Raw genomic sequence first — 19,118 nt, forward strand, 5'->3', positions numbered from 1 at the left:
CAACCCCAAAGGAAGAACATCAACCCCAAAGGAAGAACATCAACCCCAAAGGAAGAACATCAACCCCAGTTCCATTTTTTAAATTTTCCTCTAAACACTTAAAATTCTGCTTATTCTTAACCATTTGTTAGTTATTTTTAAGCTATGGCAGTTAAGTATAAGCTAATCATTCTTAATCCTAATTAAACATGTTAAACAACACTTAATCCGTTTTGACGAAACATAACAATCCTCTATAAGCTTATATAGTACGTTTTTTAAATAACTAGGAGGTGGGATCATCCAAACGGAAAGTAATGTGATGACGAAAACAAAGGAAGTTGAAAGTGAAATTCAGTTCCGTAAACCTAATAAGGATGACGGAGCAGCTGTCTGGGAACTTGTGAAGCATACAGGCGTCCTTGATGTTAATTCTTCCTACAGCTATTTAATGTGGTGTGAAATTTTTTCGGAAACTTCAATAGTAGTTGAACGAGAAGGGGAGACGGTCGGATTTATTTCCGGGTTTATCAATCCGAATACACCGAATACATTATTCATATGGCAGGTAGCCGTTCATGAATCACAACGTGGTAAAGGACTTGGAACTAAGATGCTGTTTGAATTACTGAATCGTACATTTTGTAAAGATATTCAGTATGTTGAAGCGACCGTATCACCATCAAATATACCGTCACAGCATTTGTTTATGGGCCTAGCAAAAAAGCTGGAAACAAATTGTGTAATGGCCAATTATTTTTTATCAATCGATTTTCCACGGACAGGACATGAAGACGAACAGTTGTACAAGATAGGACCGATCCAGGAAGAAAATAAACAAATAAAGGGATGATGCATGTGACAACAGCAGTACTAGATAATACAAAAATGAAAACGTTTGAAGAAGTTGAATCAGCAGTAAGAAGCTATAGCCGCGGCTGGCCGACAATATTTACGAAGGCAAAAGGGTATAAGCTTTGGGACATAGATGGAAAAGAGTATATTGACTTTTTTGCAGGGGCTGGTGCCTTGAATTACGGTCATAATAACGAGGTCATGCAGGAAAAGTTAATCGAATATATTCGTAACGATGGAATTATTCATAGCCTCGATATGGGAACGACCCCTAGAAAAGAGTTTCTTGAACGATTTAAAGAAGTAATACTTACACCCCGTGAATTAGACTACAAGATTATGTTTCCGGGACCAACTGGTACAAATACAGTCGAAAGTGCATTGAAAATTGCGAGAAAAGTAACTGGCCGTGATACGGTGATTAGCTTTACAAATGCATTCCATGGAATGACGATTGGCTCACTCTCTGTAACCGGTAATTCATTTAAACGCCATGGAGCGGGAATTCCGCTTCATCATTCTGTTGCAATGCCATTTGATGATTATGTGGAAGATCAGGATTCGATTGCATATTTGGAACGTTTTTTGGAGGACAGCGGAAGCGGTGTTGCATTGCCGGCAGCAATCATTCTAGAAACGGTACAAGGTGAGGGTGGCATAAATGCTGCCAGATTAGAGTGGCTAAAAAAGGTAGAAAACATCTGCAAGCGTTGGGATATTTTATTAATTGTTGATGATGTTCAAGCGGGCTGTGGCAGAACAGGGACTTTCTTTAGTTTTGAACCAGCGGGAATAAATCCAGATATTGTTTGCCTATCCAAGTCAATTGGAGGTATCGGCTTGCCAATGGCGATTACATTAATTAAACCTGAATATGATCAATGGGGACCAGGTGAGCATAATGGAACATTCCGCGGAAACAATTTGGCATTTATTGCAGCATCGGAAGCATTAACATACTGGGAAACGGATGAATTCAGTAATGCTATCCAACAGAAGGCGAGTATTTTGAGTGACGTCATAGAGGCATTAATTAATAAATATCCAGAATTGAATGCGGAAGCACGAGGCAGAGGTTTAATGCAAGGAATAGCCATTCACAACGATGGTCTCGCTGGTAAAATTTGTGCAGAAGCATTTGACCGCGGTTTAATCGTTGAAACATCAGGACCAAAGGATGAAGTTGTTAAATTTCTGCCGCCATTAATTATTGATGAGAAAGGTCTTGAGGAAGGACTGGCAATTTTAGAGGAAAGTATCATAAAGGTTCTCGATAAATAGTATTATCTAACAAACTACTTAACTGAAAAAGGGGATATTTAAATGATCGTAAAATCACTTGAGGATATTATTGGAACAGAAGACGAAACATCTGGTGAAAATTGGACCAGTCGAAGGTTTTTATTGAAAAAAGATAATGTCGGCTTCAGTATGAACGATACACTTATTAAAGCAGGTACTGAAAATTACTTTTGGTATAAAAACCATATAGAAGCAGTGTATTGTATTGAAGGAGAAGGTGAAATCGAGAAGGTTGAGACTGGTGATGTCTATCAAATTAAAGCAGGTACAATGTATACATTAGATGAAAATGATAAGCACATATTACGGGCTAGAACACAAATGCGTATGGTTTGTGTATTTAACCCGCCGTTAGTTGGGCGTGAAACACATAATAAAGAAGGATATTATCCTTTATTGACAGAATAGTGGGGCTGGGGGCATTCAAATAACACTTGGTCGGTCGCGGGGTCTGTGCGGGACGCGGGGTCTGACCCCGTGTCCCGCATGACCCCGCGTCCCGCATTTAATGCTGTGTATCTTCGTCTATTCCGAGAAATTTTCTGCTTGAATTCTGTTTAGGGATGGATATCTTAAGTATTCCATCTTTTAGTGAAGCTGTTGTATCTTTTTCGGAAATTGTAAATGGCAATGTTACCAATCGCTCCATTTTTTGAAATGATTGCTCCTTGTTATAATAGTTTGTTTTGTCATTTTTCTCTTCATGAACGACTGAATCGCTAACCGTTATCCGCAGCTGATTGCCGATGATTTCAAGTTCAATCTGGTCGCGTTTGTACCCTGGTAATTCAGCCTCAACAAGTACTTCTGATTCTGTTTCATGCACATCAACCCAAAATGGTTTAAGGTTGAAATAGGTATTGAGTTTTTTAGACGATTCATTAAAAACAGTATCCATTCGCTTCATAAAGTCGCGAAATGGTGCCATATCAAGACCAAACCCTTTTGGAAAGTTATTTCTGTTTGACCCCATTTATCTTCACCTCTTTTAGCTTTAGCTTAGGTTATAGTACTAACGTATGCTAAATGGTAAAAAGAATGGTGGGCAAATGTGCAGCTAATACAATATAGGCTGTGCAGGAGGAGATAGTAAAAAATAGTTCTTTTGACCTTTTTTATTTTTCAATGCAATTCCCACTTGATTTATCGGATTAATTAGAATAAACTATAAATCATAATTAAATAATCTTATCAAGAGAAGCTGAGGGATCTGGCCCTGTGAAGCTTCAGCAACCTCTGACATGTCAGAAAGGTGCTAATTCCAGCGGGAAGTAATTCTTGGGAGATAAGAGCGGAATGATATTTTTAGGTTTAAAAACCCTCTTTTCTCTAATGGAAAAGGGGGTTATTTTAATGGAAATAAAGTTCGATTAAACATGAAATTTACAAAATTATCATAGAAAGGATGATTGTCATGAGTGAAATTGTCATCATATCAGGAAGTCCTTCTAAATATTCCAGGTCTGAACAAGTATTGAAATATTTAGGTTCATTATTGAAAAAGGAACACTTTTCTGTAACACATGTTTCGGTAAAAGATATACCATATGAGGATCTTTTTCTTGGGAAATACGACAGTCCGGCAATAAACAAACTTGCTTCATTAATCCAGAATGCAAAGGGAGTCGTCGTTGGATCGCCGGTATACAAAGGTGCCTATTCAGGCGTGCTGAAGGCATTATTAGATGTTTTGCCACAGGATGTGCTATCAAATACACCAGTTCTTCCGTTGATGACTGGAGGCAGTATGTCCCATTTGCTAGCAATGGAATATACATTGAAACCTGTGTTGGCTACATTAAAGGGCTACAATTTAAAGGGGCTTTATCTGCTTGATAATCAAATCAACAAACATAAGGAAAATCCGATAATTGATGTGAAAATTTTGGATAGGACGAAAAAGCAGCTCTATTATTTTATCGAACTAGTAAATCAGAGTGCAGCAGTTTCGCCTTCATACTAGTTTAAATGAGGAGGAATAACGAATATGACAAAAAACAGAATCTATTTAAATGCGTTTGATATGAATTGTGCCGGACATCAATCCCCAGGTTTATGGACACACCCAGAGGATGAATCACATCGATATAAGGATAGTGAATATTGGATAGAACTGGCTAAATTGTTGGAGAAAGGCCGTTTCGATGCAGTGTTCATTGCGGATGTGCTTGGCACGTATGATGTTTATAAGGGATCAAGGGATGCGGCTGTACGTCAGGGTGCACAATCCCCAGTTAATGATCCATTGCTAGTTGTTCCATTAATGTCGGCCGTAACGGAACATCTCGGATTTGGTGTAACAGCATCTGTTACGCATGAACATCCATATCCATTTTCCCGCCGAATGTCAACGCTTGATCACTTAACGAAAGGCCGTGTGGGGTGGAATATTGTTACCTCTTATCTTAAAAGTGCTGCCGTCAATATGGGATTGGAAGACCAGTTGAAGCATGATGATCGTTATGATTTAGCTGAAGAATATGTGGAGGTTTGCTACAAGCTTTGGGAGGAAAGCTGGGAAGATGATGCTGTTAAGCTTGACAAAGAAAATGGAGTCTACACCGATCCAAACAAAGTGCACGATATTCAGCATGAAGGGAAATATTTTAAGGTTCCTGGTGCCCACTTAAGTGAACCATCGCCGCAACGGACTCCAGTTCTTTATCAAGCAGGAGCATCTATAAAAGGACGCACATTTGCCGCGAAAAACGCGGAATGTGTATTCATTGGTGCACCGACATTGAACGTTGCTAAAGAGACAGTTAGACGTTTACGGGCAGATGTTGCTAAAACAGGCAGAACCCAGGACGAAATTAAAATTCTTACGATGTTCACACCTATCGTTGGAAGAACCGAGGATGAAGCTAATGCCAAATATGAGGAATATAAAAAGCATATCAGTCATGAAGGAGCCCTAGCATTATTCGGTGGCTGGACAGGGATTGATTTATCTAAGTATGATGCTGATCAAGTGATTGATTATATTGAGAATGATTCCATCCGATCTGCGCTGGAGGGTTTTACTAAAATTGACCCAGACAAACAATGGACAGTTGAAGAAATTAAAAATTTTGTAGGGATTGGCGGGATGAGCGCCTATACTGTCGGATCTCCAGAACAAGTTGCTGATACAATGGAAGAATGGGTGAACGAAACAGGTGTTGATGGCTTCAATATTGCCTATGCCATAACACCTGGAACATTTAAGGATTTTATTGAATATGTCGTTCCGATTTTGCAGGATAGAGGGTTAGTTCAAAAAGAATATACAGGAAATACACTAAGGGATAATCTATTTGGTTATGGTGATCGGTTGCGGGATCATCATCCAGGAAAGAGACAGAAAATTGACTTGCTTGTTAAATAAGGCGGGGTGGGGGACATGGTTTGTTCCCCATACTTGTTTCGTATGCAATGATGTGACAGCCTCGCCGCAGTTAAACATTTGGTTGCCCAAGAACTTAGGACTCCTCACTGAAACCCCTGCAGCCTTGAGAAAAATTCCTTCACGAATGAATAGAACACCTTTTCTGAAGGAGCCAATGTTTTATCCTTCTGTTTAATAATTCCAACCGTTCTTCTTACCTCAGGAATTTCAAGGGGAATTTTAACAGTCATTCGCGGTGTTGATTCATGAAATGTACTTTCTGGTAAGAGTGTTACCCCGATGCCAGCGGAAACAAGTCCTTTAATAGCGTCCAAATCTTCGCCTTCCGATGAGATTTTCGGTTCAAATCCAACCTGTTTGCACGCATCGATAATTATTTTCTCCAGTATGAACCCTTTTGGGAAGCTTACAAACTCATCATTTTTTAAATCAGTAAGGTACAACTTTTTCCTGTCTGCCAACGGATGTGTTAATGGTAAAAGCGCTAAAATATGTTCCGTAAACAGAATATGGCTTTCAATTTCAAGATCATCCTTGGGAACGGGTCCTAAGAAGGCAACATCGATTTCACCTTTTTTAACGGAATCGATTAAAAAGGAATACGATCCCTGCCGTAAATGAAAGGAAACGTTGGGATATTCATCCTTAAAAGCAGAGATAACATTCGGAAGCAGATGATTCGATAAACTCGTTGGAAAGCCAATTTTTATCGTTCCGCGTTCAGGGTCTAAATGTTCATCGATTTGTTTTCTTGCGTTATCAATTGCCTTCATTGCAATTTCACAATGGTTATAAAACGTCTTTCCAATTTGCGTTAATTTAATATTCCGACCCTCGCGTTCAAATAATGCAACGCCAAGCTCATCTTCTAAGTTTGCAATTTGTCTGCTGATTGCCGATTGAGCAACATGCAAATGCACTGCAGCTTCGGAGACGTGTTCACGTTCGGCGACCTCCATAAAATAGCGTAATTGACGCAGTTCCATTCGTATCTCCATCCATTCATATCAAAAAGAGATTGTTTTAATCTAAATTATATATTGTTTAGATTAATTTGAAAACCTATAATTAATAATACACAGTATTTACGGAATTTACCGACATTAACGGGAGGGATATACATGAGTTATAATCAAATACCTGAAGCTCAGGGCCTATACCACCCAGAATTTGAACATGATGCATGTGGAATCGGCTTATACGCACATATTAATGGTGTCCCGACGCACGACATTGTTAAAAAAGGATTGCACATGCTTACAAAACTGGACCACCGTGGTGGACATGGAAGTGATCCATTAACTGGAGATGGAGCTGGATTAATGGTTCAAATCCCTCATGCTTTTTTTAGCAAAGTATGCTCGGAAATGAATTTGCCTGAAAAGGGACGTTACGGTGTTGGAATGATATTTTTCTCAAATAAGGATCATTACCGCGAAGACGCGGAAATGCAAATGAATAACTATATTGAACAAGAGGGTCAATCAGTGCTTGGATGGAGAACTGTACCTGTTAATGCCGGCCAAATTGGAAGTAAAGCAAAAGAAAGCTGTCCAGTTATCCGCCAAGTGTTCATTGGCGCAAATCCGGCAATTAAGGAAGATATAGAATTTGAGCGAAAGCTATATATTATCCGAAAGCAAGCGGAAAAAGCAGCTTTGGAAAGAGAGGAGCTTTTTTACTTTACCAGTCTCTCTAGTCAAACAATCGTATACAAAGGGTTATTGCTTCCGGTACAATTAGATGCTTTCTACATTGACTTACAGGATGAGGATTTCGTATCTGCATTCTCAATGGTACATTCCCGTTTCAGTACAAACACGTTTCCAAGCTGGGAAAGGGCACATCCGAATCGTTATTTAATGCACAACGGTGAAATCAACACGTTAAGAGGCAATATCAATTGGATGAAGGCACGCGAAGAACAATTTGTTTCCAAGGCATTCGGAAATGATTTGAAAAAAGTGCTGCCAATCCTAAATGAAGGTGGCAGTGATTCCTCTATATTGGATAATGCACTTGAATTTTTTGTTTTGGCTGGCAGAAAACCTGCCCATGCGGCTATGATGCTGATCCCTGAGCCATGGGTTAACAATCCGCATATGTCGAAAGAAAAGAAAGCTTTCTATGAATATCACAGTTCGTTAATGGAGCCATGGGACGGTCCGACGACAATTTCATTTACTGACGGCAAACAGATTGGAGCCATTTTAGACCGGAATGGACTTAGGCCGGCTCGGTATTATGTGACAAAAGATGATTATCTGATTTTTTCATCAGAAGTTGGTGTCATTGATATTGAGGAAGAAAATATTTTGTACAAAGACAGGTTAAGTCCTGGAAAAATGCTATTGCTTGATTTGGAGGAAGGGCGGATTATTTCTGATGAGGAAATTAAAACAGAAATGTCTGCTGAGAGACCATATAGAAAATGGTTGGATGACAAACTTGTAAAATTAAAAAATAAGGTTGAAACACTAGAGGAAAGCCCTTTTGATAATTTGGTAACTAGACAAAAAGCGTTTGGATATACGTATGAAGATGTCCATAAGTATTTGATTCCTTTAGTAACGGATGAAAAGGATCCTATTGGAGCAATGGGAAATGATGTCCCGCTGGCAGTGTTATCAGACTACCCACAATCACTATTTTCATATTTTAAGCAATTATTTGCACAGGTGACAAATCCCCCTATCGATGCCTATCGTGAACAACTCGTTACATCTACTACTAGTCTGCTTGGACCAGAAGGAAATATCCTGCATCCAGATCAAACAAATTGCCGAAGATTACAAGTAGATACACCGGTCATTTCAAATCGGCAGTTAAGACTATTAAAATCTGATAGTTATCCAGGGTTTGCGAGCAGGATAATCGATACATTATTCAAAGGCGATTTGGAACATTCGCTTGAGAATATTTGTCAGGATGCAGAGGCGGCAATAGCGGAAGGGGTTACTATTCTCATTTTGTCAGATCGGAATATGGATGAGAATCATGCTGCAATACCATCATTGCTTGCGGTTAGTGCACTCCATCAGCACTTGGTCAGACAGGGTATCCGTACGAAGGCAAGTATTATTGCTGAAACTGGTGAAGCTAGAGAGGTTCATCATTTTGCATCTTTAATCGGGTATGGGGCAAATGCGATCAATCCATATTTGGCTTATGCTACGCTAAGCCAATTGATCAAGGAAAATAGCCTGGCTTTAAGTTATCAGAATGCAATCCGCAATTACATTAAAGGGATAACTGAGGGCGTTGTAAAGGTAATGTCGAAAATGGGGATTTCCACTATTCAGAGCTATCGTGGTGCCCAAATATTTGAGGTAATTGGTATCAGCAGAACGGTTATTGATCGCTATTTTACCGGAACGGCGACACAATTAGGAGGTATTGGGCTAGGAACGATTGCTGAGGAAGCGATTAAGCGCCATAAAAGTGCCTATGCAAATGCTGTTGATAATACATTGGATTCAGGAAGCGATTTTCAATGGAGAAAAACGGGCGAACATCATGCATTTAATCCGAAAACCATTCATACGCTGCAATGGGCTTGCCGAAGAGGAGATTATGATTTATTTAAAAAATATACTGAAGCAGCAAATGAAGAACGCATTAATTTTCTAAGAAATTTATTTGCCTTTAAGGAAACGAACCCAGTCCCGATAGAAGAAGTAGAACCTGTTGAATCAATTGTAAAAAGGTTTAAAACAGGGGCAATGTCGTTTGGTTCTTTAAGTCAGGAGGCACATGAATCACTTGCAATTGCAATGAACCGAATTGGCGGCAAAAGCAATAGTGGTGAAGGCGGGGAAGATCCGGCTCGATTTGTGCCGGAAGAAAATGGTGATTCTAAGCGAAGTGCTATCAAACAAATCGCATCTGGACGCTTTGGGGTAAAAAGCCACTATCTCGTAAATGCAGACGAATTACAAATTAAGATGGCGCAAGGTGCGAAACCCGGTGAAGGTGGACAGCTCCCAGGGAAAAAGGTATATCCATGGGTGGCAGAAGTACGCGGATCAACACCTGGAGTTGGGCTCATTTCACCGCCGCCACACCATGATATTTATTCCATCGAGGATATGGCACAATTGATTCACGATTTAAAAAACGCTAACCGTGACGCTCGAATCAGTGTCAAACTTGTTGCAAAAGCGGGAATTGGCACGATTGCTTCTGGTGTAGCTAAGGGAAAGGCTGATGTCATTTCTGTCAGCGGCTATGATGGCGGTACAGGCGCATCTCCCAAAACCAGCATTAAGCATACAGGACTTCCGTGGGAGCTTGGACTTGCTGAAACACATCAAACATTAATGTTAAATGACCTTAGGGATAGGGTTGTATTAGAAACCGACGGGAAGCTGATGACTGGAAAGGATGTCGTGATGGCAGCACTTCTTGGCGCTGAGGAATATGCATTTGCAACAGCACCACTGGTTGTATTGGGCTGTGTGATGATGCGGGTTTGCCATATGGACACCTGTCCAGTAGGAATTGCTACACAAAATCCGGAGCTAAGGAAACACTTCATGGGTGATCCTGATCATGTCGTTAATTTTATGCATTATATTGCACGAGAAGTTAGAGAAATAATGGCACAGCTAGGTTTTAGAACGGTCGAGGAAATGATAGGAAGAACAGATGTATTAGCCGTTAGCGAACGGGCTAAATCACATTGGAAGGCAAAATATTTGGATTTGTCTACGTTATTGTACCAAGTTGATGGTCCAAGAACGTGTCAAAAAAAGCAAAACCATTATCTTAGTGAATCACTCGATTTAAGTGAAATTTTACCAGTGGTATTACCGGCAATTGAAAAAAACGAGATAATAGATCACTCGTTTCCTATTAAAAATACAGATCGTGTCGTCGGAACAATCACAGGCAGCGAGATTTCGAAACGCTATGGTGAATCTGGATTACCTGATGATTTGATAAAATTACGATTCACAGGGTCTGCGGGACAGAGTTTCGGTGCTTATGTTCCAAGTGGTATGTCATTATTTTTAACTGGTGATGCTAATGATTATGTAGGGAAAGGCTTGTCTGGCGGGAAAGTGGTAGTAAAATCTCCTGTAGAGGCAAAACCCTATGAATCTAATAACGTAATAGCAGGTAATGTTGCGTTATATGGTGCTACAAGTGGAGAAGCATATATTAATGGTTATGCCGGTGAGCGGTTTGCTGTCCGTAATAGCGGGGCAAATGTCGTTGTCGAGGGAATTGGAGACCATGGCTGTGAGTATATGACTGGCGGTCGGGTTGTTGTATTAGGTAACGTGGGTAAGAACTTCGCTGCGGGAATGTCAGGAGGTACAGCTTATGTCTATACCGAAGACCTTGATGCTTTTACCCGCCTATGCAACAAGGAAATGGTAGATTTGGAAACGATGAAAGATAACCGTGAGCTAATGTTAATTAAGCAAATGGTGCAAAAGCATTATCATTATACAAAAAGCCAAAAAGCGGCATTTGTACTAAATAACTGGGATGAAAGTAAGAAGAAATTGGTGAAAATTATCCCTAAAGACTATAAATTAATGCTGGAGAAAATCACGGCATACAAGGAGGAAGGTTTAACAGACAATGATGCCGCAATGAGTGCTTTTCAATCAAAAAATGAAAAAAAGGCAGTGACTGCACAGCCGGAAAAGACTGAAGCATTGCCATTATAACGATGAAAGGAGAGCGTAAACATGGGGAAAAATACGGGATTTATGGATTATGAGCGTGAAGAAGCGGATGAACGAAATCCACTTGTGCGAATAAATGACTGGAAAGAATACGATGCTCCTTTCTCGGATGATGTATTGACGAGGCAGGGAGCTCGGTGTATGGATTGCGGAACGCCTTTTTGCCAAATGGGTGATGTTATAAATGGCCAGACTTCAGGCTGCCCTATTTATAACCTGATACCTGAATGGAATGACCTTGTATATCGTGGCCAGTGGAAGGAAGCATTAGAAAGATTGCTGAAAACGAACAATTTTCCGGAATTCACGGGAAGAGTTTGTCCGGCACCATGTGAGGGGTCATGTACGGTAGCCATTTCCGATCCTGCTGTAGCCATCAAAAGTATTGAACGGGCGATTATTGATAAAGGATTTGAAAAAGGCTGGATGAAACCAAGAATCCCGCAAAAAAGAACAGGTAAATCGGTTGCTATCGTAGGTTCCGGGCCGGCAGGGTTAGCAAGTGCCGATCAATTAAACCAGGCTGGTCATGCCGTAACCGTTTATGAGCGGGATGACCGTGCTGGAGGATTATTAACTTATGGCATTCCTAACATGAAGCTGGAAAAGGATGTTGTGGAACGAAGGATTAGATTGCTTGAACAAGAAGGAATCGATTTTATGCTTGATACTGAAATCGGCAAGGACATTGCGGCTCATGAATTAAATGATAGGCACGATGCAGTTATCCTATGTACTGGTGCACAAAAGCAACGTGATCTTATTATGGAAGGAAGAGAAGCAAAAGGGATTCATTTTGCAATGGACTATTTAACTGCTTCCACCAAACATTTACTGAATGCGAATAGCAATTTCATTGATGCAAAAGGAAAAGACGTGATTGTCATTGGCGGGGGAGACACTGGAGCAGATTGTATTGCGACAGCCCTTCGTCAGGAATGCAATAGTGTCGTTCAATTTGGTAAACATCCAAAGCTTCCATTAGAAAGAACTGCAGGAAACATGTGGCCAGAGGATCCAAATGTATTTACTGTTGAATATGCCCATAAGGAGGCAGCAGCGAAATTTGGTGAGGATCCAAGAAACTATTCCATTCATACGAAATGCTTTGTTTCGGATGGGAATGGGGATCTGAAAGAGGTCCATACCGTTCAAATGGAAAAATATCGTGATGAAAATGGCAGGTTTGTTTTTCAGGAAATCCCCGGCACGGAAAAAGTCTGGCCAGCACAACTTGTATTAATTGCGATTGGTTTTGAAGGTCCCGAGCAGCCATTATTAAAGCAATTAGGGCTAAAAACGCAGAATAATAAGGTGGAAGCAAAATACGGTGAATTTATGACTAATAAAGAAAATGTATTTGCTGCGGGTGATGCGAGGCGCGGACAAAGCCTAATTGTCTGGGCGATAAACGAGGGAAGAGAAGTTGCCCGGAAGGTTGATCAGTATCTGACGGGAAGCTCTGTTTTGCCATCATATCTGGATTTTTAGGCAACTTTATAGTTAAAAATTGAACTATCCATATTGTATGAACGACTTTTGTCAGAATACCATCATGGAAAGTATCTTAATTAATAATCAAATTTACGGCATCAAATTCATAAATACCTCAGGTGAAACAAATTGTATAAAAAGTGAATAAAAAATTAATCATTCATACGAACTATGCAATTATTGCATAGTTCTAAAATTAATTAATAAATTTATAAATATACAATTGACTTTATTTTTATACAATTTATAATAAAGGATATAAAATTTTGAGGGGAGGAGAAAACATTGAAAATCGCAATTATCGGGGCAACAGGATATGGAGGAGCTGAGTTAATTCGAATTTTAAACATGCATCCTGAAGTATCCATCCATTCCATTCATTCATCGAGCCAGCAAAATAAACCTATTCACGAAAGCTATCCGCATCTTGAGTCAATTACGGAACAGGTTCTTCAAGAAATTGATGCCGAAAAGATTGCACGTCAAGTTGATTTGGTTTTTACAGCTACACCGTCGGGAATTTCATCCAAGCTTGTACCAGAATTGTTGAATAATGGCTTGAAGGTCATTGATTTATCTGGTGATTATCGAATAAAGAACCCTACAGTTTATAAAGAGTGGTATAAAAAACAACCCGTGGATGCGTATTGGCTTCATGAAGCTGTATATGGCTTGACGGAATGGATGGATGAAGATTTAACAGAAATAAAGTTCATTTCCAACCCCGGCTGTTATCCGACAGCTGCATTACTTGGGCTTGCACCTTTAGTGAAAAATCAGCTAATTGATACGAACTCTATAATCATTGATGCAAAATCGGGGGTTACCGGTGCAGGAAGAAATGCAACTCCAACGACCCATTACCCCGAAATGAACGACAATCTTAAAATTTATAAAGTAAATGAGCATCAGCATATTCCGGAAATTGAACAAGTGCTTTCTGAATGGAATGCTGAAGTAGGTCCAATTACTTTTAGCACACATCTTGTTCCTATGACAAGAGGAATCATGGCGACAATGTATGCTGATTTGACAAAAGAAATAAAATACGAGCAGCTTTTTCAGTTGTATCAGGAAAGCTATCAAGATGCGTATTTTGTCAGGATAAAGGAGCAAGGAATGTTTCCATGCACGAAGGAGGTGTACGGATCAAACTTTTGTGATATTTCACTTGCTTATGACAAACGGACGAATCGTGTAATGGTTGTTTCTGTTATCGATAATCTTATGAAGGGTGCAGCGGGTCAGGCTGTTCAAAATCTGAATAAGCTATTGGGGATTGCTGAACAATCTGGATTGGATTTTGTTCCAGTATATCCATAAAAATGCAGCCATTGAAAGGAGGTTCTAATTTGCTCACGATTGATCAGCAAATTATGAAAAAAGAAGAAGGGACAATTATAACACCAGCCGGGTTTCAGGTAGCTGGATTGCATTCGGGTGTGAAACGAAAACGAAATGATTTAGGAATTATTACCTGTGATGTGCCGGCAAATGCTGCAGCTGTGTATACCACAAATGTTATTCAAGCGGCTCCAATAAAGGTTACGAAAGAGAGTATCGCCAAAGAGGGAAAGCTTCAGGCAGTTATCGTAAATAGCGGAAATGCAAATGCATGTACGGGCAAGCAAGGTGAAAAGGATGCATTTCTGATGAGGAGTGCTGCTGCTGAACAATTGGGCATTCCTGAATATTATGTTGCTGTAGCATCTACTGGCATAATCGGACTGCCTATGCCGATGGACAAAATTATTCCTTCTATTAAATTGTTAGAACCTGCTGCTTCAGACAACAATGTTGATCAATTTAATGAGTCAATCCTAACGACAGATATTTTTACAAAATCAACCTGCTATCAAACAACCATTGATGGTAAAACAGTTACAATGGCCGGATCGGCAAAAGGTTCTGGAATGATTGAACCGAATATGGCAACGATGCTTGCATTTGTTACGACAGATGCAGTAATTGAATCGTCTATGCTTCAGGTAGCTTTAAAAGAAGTAACGGAAACTACATTTAACTGCATTACTGTTGATGGGGACACATCTACAAATGACATGGTGCTCATTATGGCAAGTGAGAAATCCGGAAATGAAGGTTTAACACCGCAGCACCGTGAATGGAGCGTATTTGTGGAGCTATTACGTAAAACATGTGTAGATCTTGCCAAAATGATTGCGCGTGACGGTGAGGGCGCTACAACTTTAATTGAGGTGGAGGTAAACGGTGCACTAAATGACAAGGAAGCGACTCAAGCAGCCAAAGCAGTTGTTGGCTCTTCATTAGTTAAAACAGCTGTATATGGAGCAGATGCCAATTGGGGAAGGATTATTGCTGCTGTTGGATATAGTAAAGCTATTGTTAATGCTGAAACAATCGATATCACAATAGGGCAGGTTAAATTGCTGGAAAATAGTCAGCCGTTAGCCTTTGCGGAAGAGGAAGTATCTGAAATTTTAAACAATGAAACAGTGAAAATAGTGGTTGATTTAAATATCGGTACTGGAACAGGCGTGGCTTGGGGATGCGATCTTACATATGATTATGTTCGCATTAATGCAAGCTATCGCTCGTAGGGGGGAACTGAGGTGAAAGATATAGTCGTTTTGAAATGTGGGGGAAGTACAATCGATACGCTGTCTGAACAATTTTTTACAAACATAGCAAGTCTGAAAAAAGCTGGTCTAAATCTAATTGTTGTTCATGGCGGTGGTCCAGCTATTAAGGAAATGCTTACAACATTAAATGTCGATACTGTATTTGTTGATGGCCTGCGAAAAACAACAGCACCCATAATGGATGTCGTAGAACAGGTACTTGCTGGAAAGGTAAATAATGCATTGACTGCAAAGCTAAATTACGCGGGTATTTCTTCCGTGGGACTTTCCGGATCAGATGCAAAGCTTATGACAGCGAAGGCGAAAAACTTTAAACGGTATGGTTATGTTGGGGAAATAACAGATGTAAACGCAGCCTTTTTGCTTCAGTTAATCGGGATTGGGATTACCCCGGTTATTGCGCCAATTGCAATCGGTGAAAATGGTGTCAGGTATAATATTAACGCAGATACGGCAGCGGGCGCTGTAGCCAAAGCGATTGGAGCGGAGAAATTAATATTTGTAACAGATGTACCCGGAGTGATGCAGGATGACAAGCTGCTGGATTTTATCACAGATGCTGATAGTGAACAATTAATAGCAGATGGTGTCATTCATGGCGGCATGATTCCCAAGGTACGCGCTGCCGTTGAAAGCCTGCACGATAATTTGCCGGAAGTGATGATCGTTGATGGAAACCAGCCAAAACTTACGCAAAACACAGGTTTAGTCGGAACAGTCATTAAAAAGTCAATAGGAGTTGTTTAGGATGGAGAGTGCATTATTGCCAACATATAAGCGATTTGATTTATCTGTGACGAACACAAACGGAACAATAGTAGAGGATATAAATGGGAAGAAATATCTTGATTTTGGGTCCGGAATTGGTGTTTGTAATTTAGGTCATCGGCATCCGGATGTTCAACAAGCGATTGAGACACAGCTCCAAAGCTACTGGCATGTGTCAAACCTTTATCACAACCCAATTCAAGAAGAAGTAGCAAAGCTGTTAGTCCAGCAAAATTCGGGTGACTTTGTCTTTTTTTGCAACAGTGGGGCAGAGGCGAACGAAGCTGCAATAAAATTAGCAAGGAAGGCGACTGGAAAGACCAAAATAATCTCATTTAACCAATCGTTTCACGGGCGGACTTTTGGTGCAATGGCCGCAACTGGTCAGGAGAAAATTCAACGAGGATTTGGTCCGATGCTCGATACATTTGACTATGTCCCTTATAATGATCTAGATGCAGTTCACCAAGCAATCGATGAAAACACTGCTGCCATTATGCTTGAAATGATTCAAGGTGAAGGCGGGGTCATCCCGGCGAAGCAGCAATTTATATCTGGGCTTCGGCAATTGTGCAAGCAGCATAACATTCTATTGATTGTCGATGAAGTACAAACTGGAATAGGCAGAACTGGAAAACCATTTGCCTACAACCATTACGATATTTCACCAGATATCGTTTCGGTTGCGAAAGGGCTGGGAAATGGCTTGCCAGTTGGTGCAATTATTGCAAAGCACGAACTTTACAATGTATTTGGTCCAGGGTCACACGCGACAACGTTTGGTGGCAATCCAATCTGTATGGCGGCAGCACAAGCAGTTTTACAGCATGTCTTTCAATCCGGCTTTTTACAACAGGTGGAGGAAAAAGGGGATTATCTGCAGGAGCAATTAATTAAAAAGGTTGGCAATCTACCATTTGTTTCAAAAATACGCGGTAAGGGGCTCATGGTTGGTATTGAGTGCATAGGTGATGTTTCTTCCCAAATTACACAATTAATGCAGAAAGGATTGCTAGTACTAAGCGCTGGACAGCGAGTTATACGTTTATTGCCGCCACTAACGGTTACGGAAAAAGAAATCGATGCAGCAGTAGGACTTATTCATGAAACGCTAATAGCATATCCTGCTTTCTTGCATTCCTAAAATTACCTGTTACAAACAATCTACAATTTTATTACATGTTGCGACATCCAGCTAAAAATGGTTTAGAATAGTGAACGTGTCAATCATTTTTAGATAAATAAAATTGTAGGTGTTAACGTGAAAAAAATCATACTAATTATAACAACAATCGCCGCACTAAATATAGTATTACTAACACATGTCCATGGGGAAGAAATTACTTCACCCCCTACATTAGTAAGTAAATCAGCCATTATGATCGATTCCAAAACAGGTAGAGTCCTTTATCAAAAAAATGCATCAGCACAAATGTATCCTGCAAGCTTAACGAAAATTGCAACAGCCATCTATGCGATCGAAACGGGTGATTTAGATGATACAGTCACTGTAAGCAAGAAGGCAAGAAATACAGCGGGTACCCGGGTTTACCTGAACGAAGGGGAACAGGTTACGTTAAAAAAGCTGCTGCAGGGAATGTTAATAAATTCTGGAAATGATGCCGGCGTAGCAATTGCAGAAAATCTGAGTGGAAACATTAATCAATTTTCGCTAGACATAAATGGTTATTTAAAAAATGTAATTGGAGTACAAAACACGCATTTTGAAAACCCCCACGGTCTCTTTAATCCAAACCATGTTACAACGGCAGAGGACTTGGCAAAAATAACCCAATATGCTATGAAAAATGAGACATTTCGAAATATATTTGGTACAAAGAAACTGAAATGGAATGGTGATGCTTGGGATACAACGCTTATAACCCATCACAAATTAATGAGGCAAATACCGTACGAAGGGATAACAGGTGGCAAGACCGGCTTTGTACCACAGTCAGGATTTACCCTGGCAACAACAGCGGAGCGAGGAGACTTAAGTCTTATCGTCATTACATTAAACAGTTATTTAGAGTCTGCCGCATACAATGATACAATCAATCTATCACACTAGCCAAGAGGACTCCTTCCTCAAAAATTGGAAGTAATTTTAGGTGGGAGGTGAATTGGCGGTTTTATTAATTGATTTAGCACCCTTTTATTGGTAATATAAATTATACAGAAACATATGTTTGGGGGGTGGGCGAATGGCAGGCTATAAAACGATGCAAATTTGGGTAAAAAAAGGACATCGAATGTATGGATACTTCGAGGAAATGTGTCAAAACGCGAAGAATATGCATAATACGACAAACTTTTATATACGACAAGTATATACTGCTCTCACGCAGGAAAAAGCATTGCAACCTCTTCAAAAAGAAGTGCTGGATAATATTCGAATTCACTTACCTGAAATCAATGCGAATCAACTCGCTGCTTATCGAAAGAAAGTGGTAAAAGAAGAAGCAATACCTATTGATAAGAGAAAAGAAGTTACATGCAATTTATTTGAAGAGCCAACAAAAGAAAAACCATATATCAATTATAACGTTATGGATGCTCTTTTTAAATCAATGGATCAAAACGATTATCGTTCTTTACCAGTTCAATCAAGCCAAGGGGTTATGAAAGTCGTTTTCCAAAACTGGAAATCATTTTATGCAAGTTTACGGGAATATAGAAACACGCCTTCTAAGTTCAAGGCTAGACCAAAAATCCCGGGATACAGCCGTTCGAAGGAAAAAGAAGTAACATTTTCCAACCAGGATTGCGTGATTAGGGATCATAAGTTTTTGAAGTTTCCCAAAACAAAGGAACGATTAAATATCGGTAAATTGGGTTGGATAGAGGGGAAGCTAAAACAAGTTCGAGTTATCCCAAAGTATGGTCAGTATGTAGTTGAAATTATCTTCGCAGGTCCTCCAACACAAGAATCAAGGGAGTCCAGGAATCGTTACCTGTCGATTGACTTAGGAATTGATAATCTTGCAACCATCGTTACGAATACTGGTGAAA

General features: G+C 40.0%; 15 protein-coding genes and 1 riboswitch. Of the genes, 13 read left to right on the top strand and 2 right to left on the bottom strand.

From position 1 onward, the window contains the following. The first annotated feature begins 301 nt into the window (after window positions 1-301). The 3 genes from ectA to IEV74_RS19115 are packed head-to-tail and all read left to right on the top strand — an operon-like array spanning window position 302 to window position 2,544. A complete protein-coding gene (gene ectA / locus IEV74_RS19105) occupies window positions 302-832 on the top strand; it encodes a diaminobutyrate acetyltransferase (protein WP_188456944.1) in 531 nt (176 codons plus the stop codon). After that, window positions 832-2,115: a diaminobutyrate--2-oxoglutarate transaminase gene (gene ectB / locus IEV74_RS19110; protein WP_229683260.1), complete on the top strand. Its 1,284-nt coding sequence runs from the start codon at window positions 832-834 to the stop codon at window positions 2,113-2,115. The genes ectA and ectB overlap by 1 nt, the downstream gene beginning before the upstream one ends. A gap of 42 nt (window positions 2,116-2,157) precedes the next feature. Then, window positions 2,158-2,544, top strand: coding sequence for an ectoine synthase (locus IEV74_RS19115; RefSeq protein WP_188456945.1), 387 nt, complete (start codon window positions 2,158-2,160; stop codon window positions 2,542-2,544). Window positions 2,545-2,641: 97 nt separating this feature from the next. On the opposite strand, the gene IEV74_RS19120 is transcribed toward IEV74_RS19115, so the two are convergent. Next, window positions 2,642-3,109: an Hsp20/alpha crystallin family protein gene (locus tag IEV74_RS19120; protein ID WP_188456946.1), complete on the bottom strand. Its 468-nt coding sequence runs from the start codon at window positions 3,107-3,109 to the stop codon at window positions 2,642-2,644. 212 nt (window positions 3,110-3,321) lie between these two features. Next, window positions 3,322-3,428, top strand: a riboswitch (SAM riboswitch). A 122-nt stretch (window positions 3,429-3,550) separates the two neighbouring features. On the opposite strand from IEV74_RS19120, the gene ssuE reads away from it, so the two are divergent. Together ssuE and IEV74_RS19130 are read left to right on the top strand one after the other, a co-directional pair. Beyond that, window positions 3,551-4,099, top strand: coding sequence for an NADPH-dependent FMN reductase (ssuE, locus tag IEV74_RS19125; RefSeq protein WP_188456947.1), 549 nt, complete (start codon window positions 3,551-3,553; stop codon window positions 4,097-4,099). Window positions 4,100-4,123: 24 nt separating this feature from the next. Continuing rightward, window positions 4,124-5,503, top strand: coding sequence for an LLM class flavin-dependent oxidoreductase (locus tag IEV74_RS19130; RefSeq protein ID WP_188456948.1), 1,380 nt, complete (start codon window positions 4,124-4,126; stop codon window positions 5,501-5,503). 104 nt (window positions 5,504-5,607) lie between these two features. On the opposite strand, the gene gltC is transcribed toward IEV74_RS19130, so the two are convergent. Continuing rightward, window positions 5,608-6,510 carry a glutamate biosynthesis transcriptional regulator GltC gene (gene gltC, locus IEV74_RS19135; RefSeq protein ID WP_188456949.1) on the bottom strand — a complete coding sequence of 301 codons (903 nt, stop codon included), beginning with the start codon at window positions 6,508-6,510 and terminating at the stop codon, window positions 5,608-5,610. A gap of 135 nt (window positions 6,511-6,645) precedes the next feature. Here gltC and gltB point away from each other — a divergent pair, with 135 nt between their 5' ends. The 8 genes from gltB to IEV74_RS19175 form a co-directional block, all read left to right on the top strand. Continuing rightward, window positions 6,646-11,205, top strand: coding sequence for a glutamate synthase large subunit (gene gltB / locus IEV74_RS19140; RefSeq protein ID WP_188456950.1), 4,560 nt, complete (start codon window positions 6,646-6,648; stop codon window positions 11,203-11,205). A 21-nt stretch (window positions 11,206-11,226) separates the two neighbouring features. Next, the gene (gltD, locus tag IEV74_RS19145) at window positions 11,227-12,714 is read left to right on the top strand and encodes a glutamate synthase small subunit (protein WP_188456951.1); all 1,488 of its coding nucleotides are present in this window, start codon (window positions 11,227-11,229) and stop codon (window positions 12,712-12,714) included. A 288-nt stretch (window positions 12,715-13,002) separates the two neighbouring features. After that, a complete protein-coding gene (gene argC, locus IEV74_RS19150; protein ID WP_188456952.1) occupies window positions 13,003-14,040 on the top strand; it encodes an N-acetyl-gamma-glutamyl-phosphate reductase in 1,038 nt (345 codons plus the stop codon). Window positions 14,041-14,093: 53 nt separating this feature from the next. Continuing rightward, window positions 14,094-15,296 carry a bifunctional ornithine acetyltransferase/N-acetylglutamate synthase gene (argJ, locus tag IEV74_RS19155; RefSeq protein ID WP_229683261.1) on the top strand — a complete coding sequence of 401 codons (1,203 nt, stop codon included), beginning with the start codon at window positions 14,094-14,096 and terminating at the stop codon, window positions 15,294-15,296. 12 nt (window positions 15,297-15,308) lie between these two features. Further along, window positions 15,309-16,085: an acetylglutamate kinase gene (gene argB / locus IEV74_RS19160; protein WP_188456954.1), complete on the top strand. Its 777-nt coding sequence runs from the start codon at window positions 15,309-15,311 to the stop codon at window positions 16,083-16,085. Window position 16,086: 1 nt separating this feature from the next. Beyond that, window positions 16,087-17,250: an acetylornithine transaminase gene (gene argD / locus IEV74_RS19165; RefSeq protein WP_188456955.1), complete on the top strand. Its 1,164-nt coding sequence runs from the start codon at window positions 16,087-16,089 to the stop codon at window positions 17,248-17,250. Window positions 17,251-17,367: 117 nt separating this feature from the next. Next, window positions 17,368-18,177, top strand: coding sequence for a D-alanyl-D-alanine carboxypeptidase family protein (locus tag IEV74_RS19170; RefSeq protein WP_188456956.1), 810 nt, complete (start codon window positions 17,368-17,370; stop codon window positions 18,175-18,177). Between the two features lie 133 nt (window positions 18,178-18,310). Further along, the coding region (locus tag IEV74_RS19175; RefSeq protein ID WP_188456957.1) for a transposase at window positions 18,311-19,118 on the top strand (808 nt) is incomplete at its 3' end.

This window comes from Virgibacillus oceani, from assembly GCF_014638995.1.
Classification (GTDB): domain Bacteria; phylum Bacillota; class Bacilli; order Bacillales; family Amphibacillaceae; genus Virgibacillus_E; species Virgibacillus_E oceani.

Excerpts from the sequence above, each read along its gene's own strand:
- ectA (WP_188456944.1), top strand. The coding sequence starts at position 302 with ATGACGAAAACAAAGGAAGTTGAAAGTGAAATTCAGTTCCGTAAACCT.
- ectB (WP_229683260.1), top strand. The coding sequence starts at position 832 with ATGCATGTGACAACAGCAGTACTAGATAATACAAAAATGAAAACGTTT.
- IEV74_RS19115 (WP_188456945.1), top strand. The coding sequence starts at position 2,158 with ATGATCGTAAAATCACTTGAGGATATTATTGGAACAGAAGACGAAACA.
- IEV74_RS19120 (WP_188456946.1), bottom strand. The coding sequence starts at position 3,109 with ATGGGGTCAAACAGAAATAACTTTCCAAAAGGGTTTGGTCTTGATATG.
- ssuE (WP_188456947.1), top strand. The coding sequence starts at position 3,551 with ATGAGTGAAATTGTCATCATATCAGGAAGTCCTTCTAAATATTCCAGG.
- IEV74_RS19130 (WP_188456948.1), top strand. The coding sequence starts at position 4,124 with ATGACAAAAAACAGAATCTATTTAAATGCGTTTGATATGAATTGTGCC.
- gltC (WP_188456949.1), bottom strand. The coding sequence starts at position 6,510 with ATGGAACTGCGTCAATTACGCTATTTTATGGAGGTCGCCGAACGTGAA.
- gltB (WP_188456950.1), top strand. The coding sequence starts at position 6,646 with ATGAGTTATAATCAAATACCTGAAGCTCAGGGCCTATACCACCCAGAA.
- gltD (WP_188456951.1), top strand. The coding sequence starts at position 11,227 with ATGGGGAAAAATACGGGATTTATGGATTATGAGCGTGAAGAAGCGGAT.
- argJ (WP_229683261.1), top strand. The coding sequence starts at position 14,094 with ATGAAAAAAGAAGAAGGGACAATTATAACACCAGCCGGGTTTCAGGTA.
- argD (WP_188456955.1), top strand. The coding sequence starts at position 16,087 with ATGGAGAGTGCATTATTGCCAACATATAAGCGATTTGATTTATCTGTG.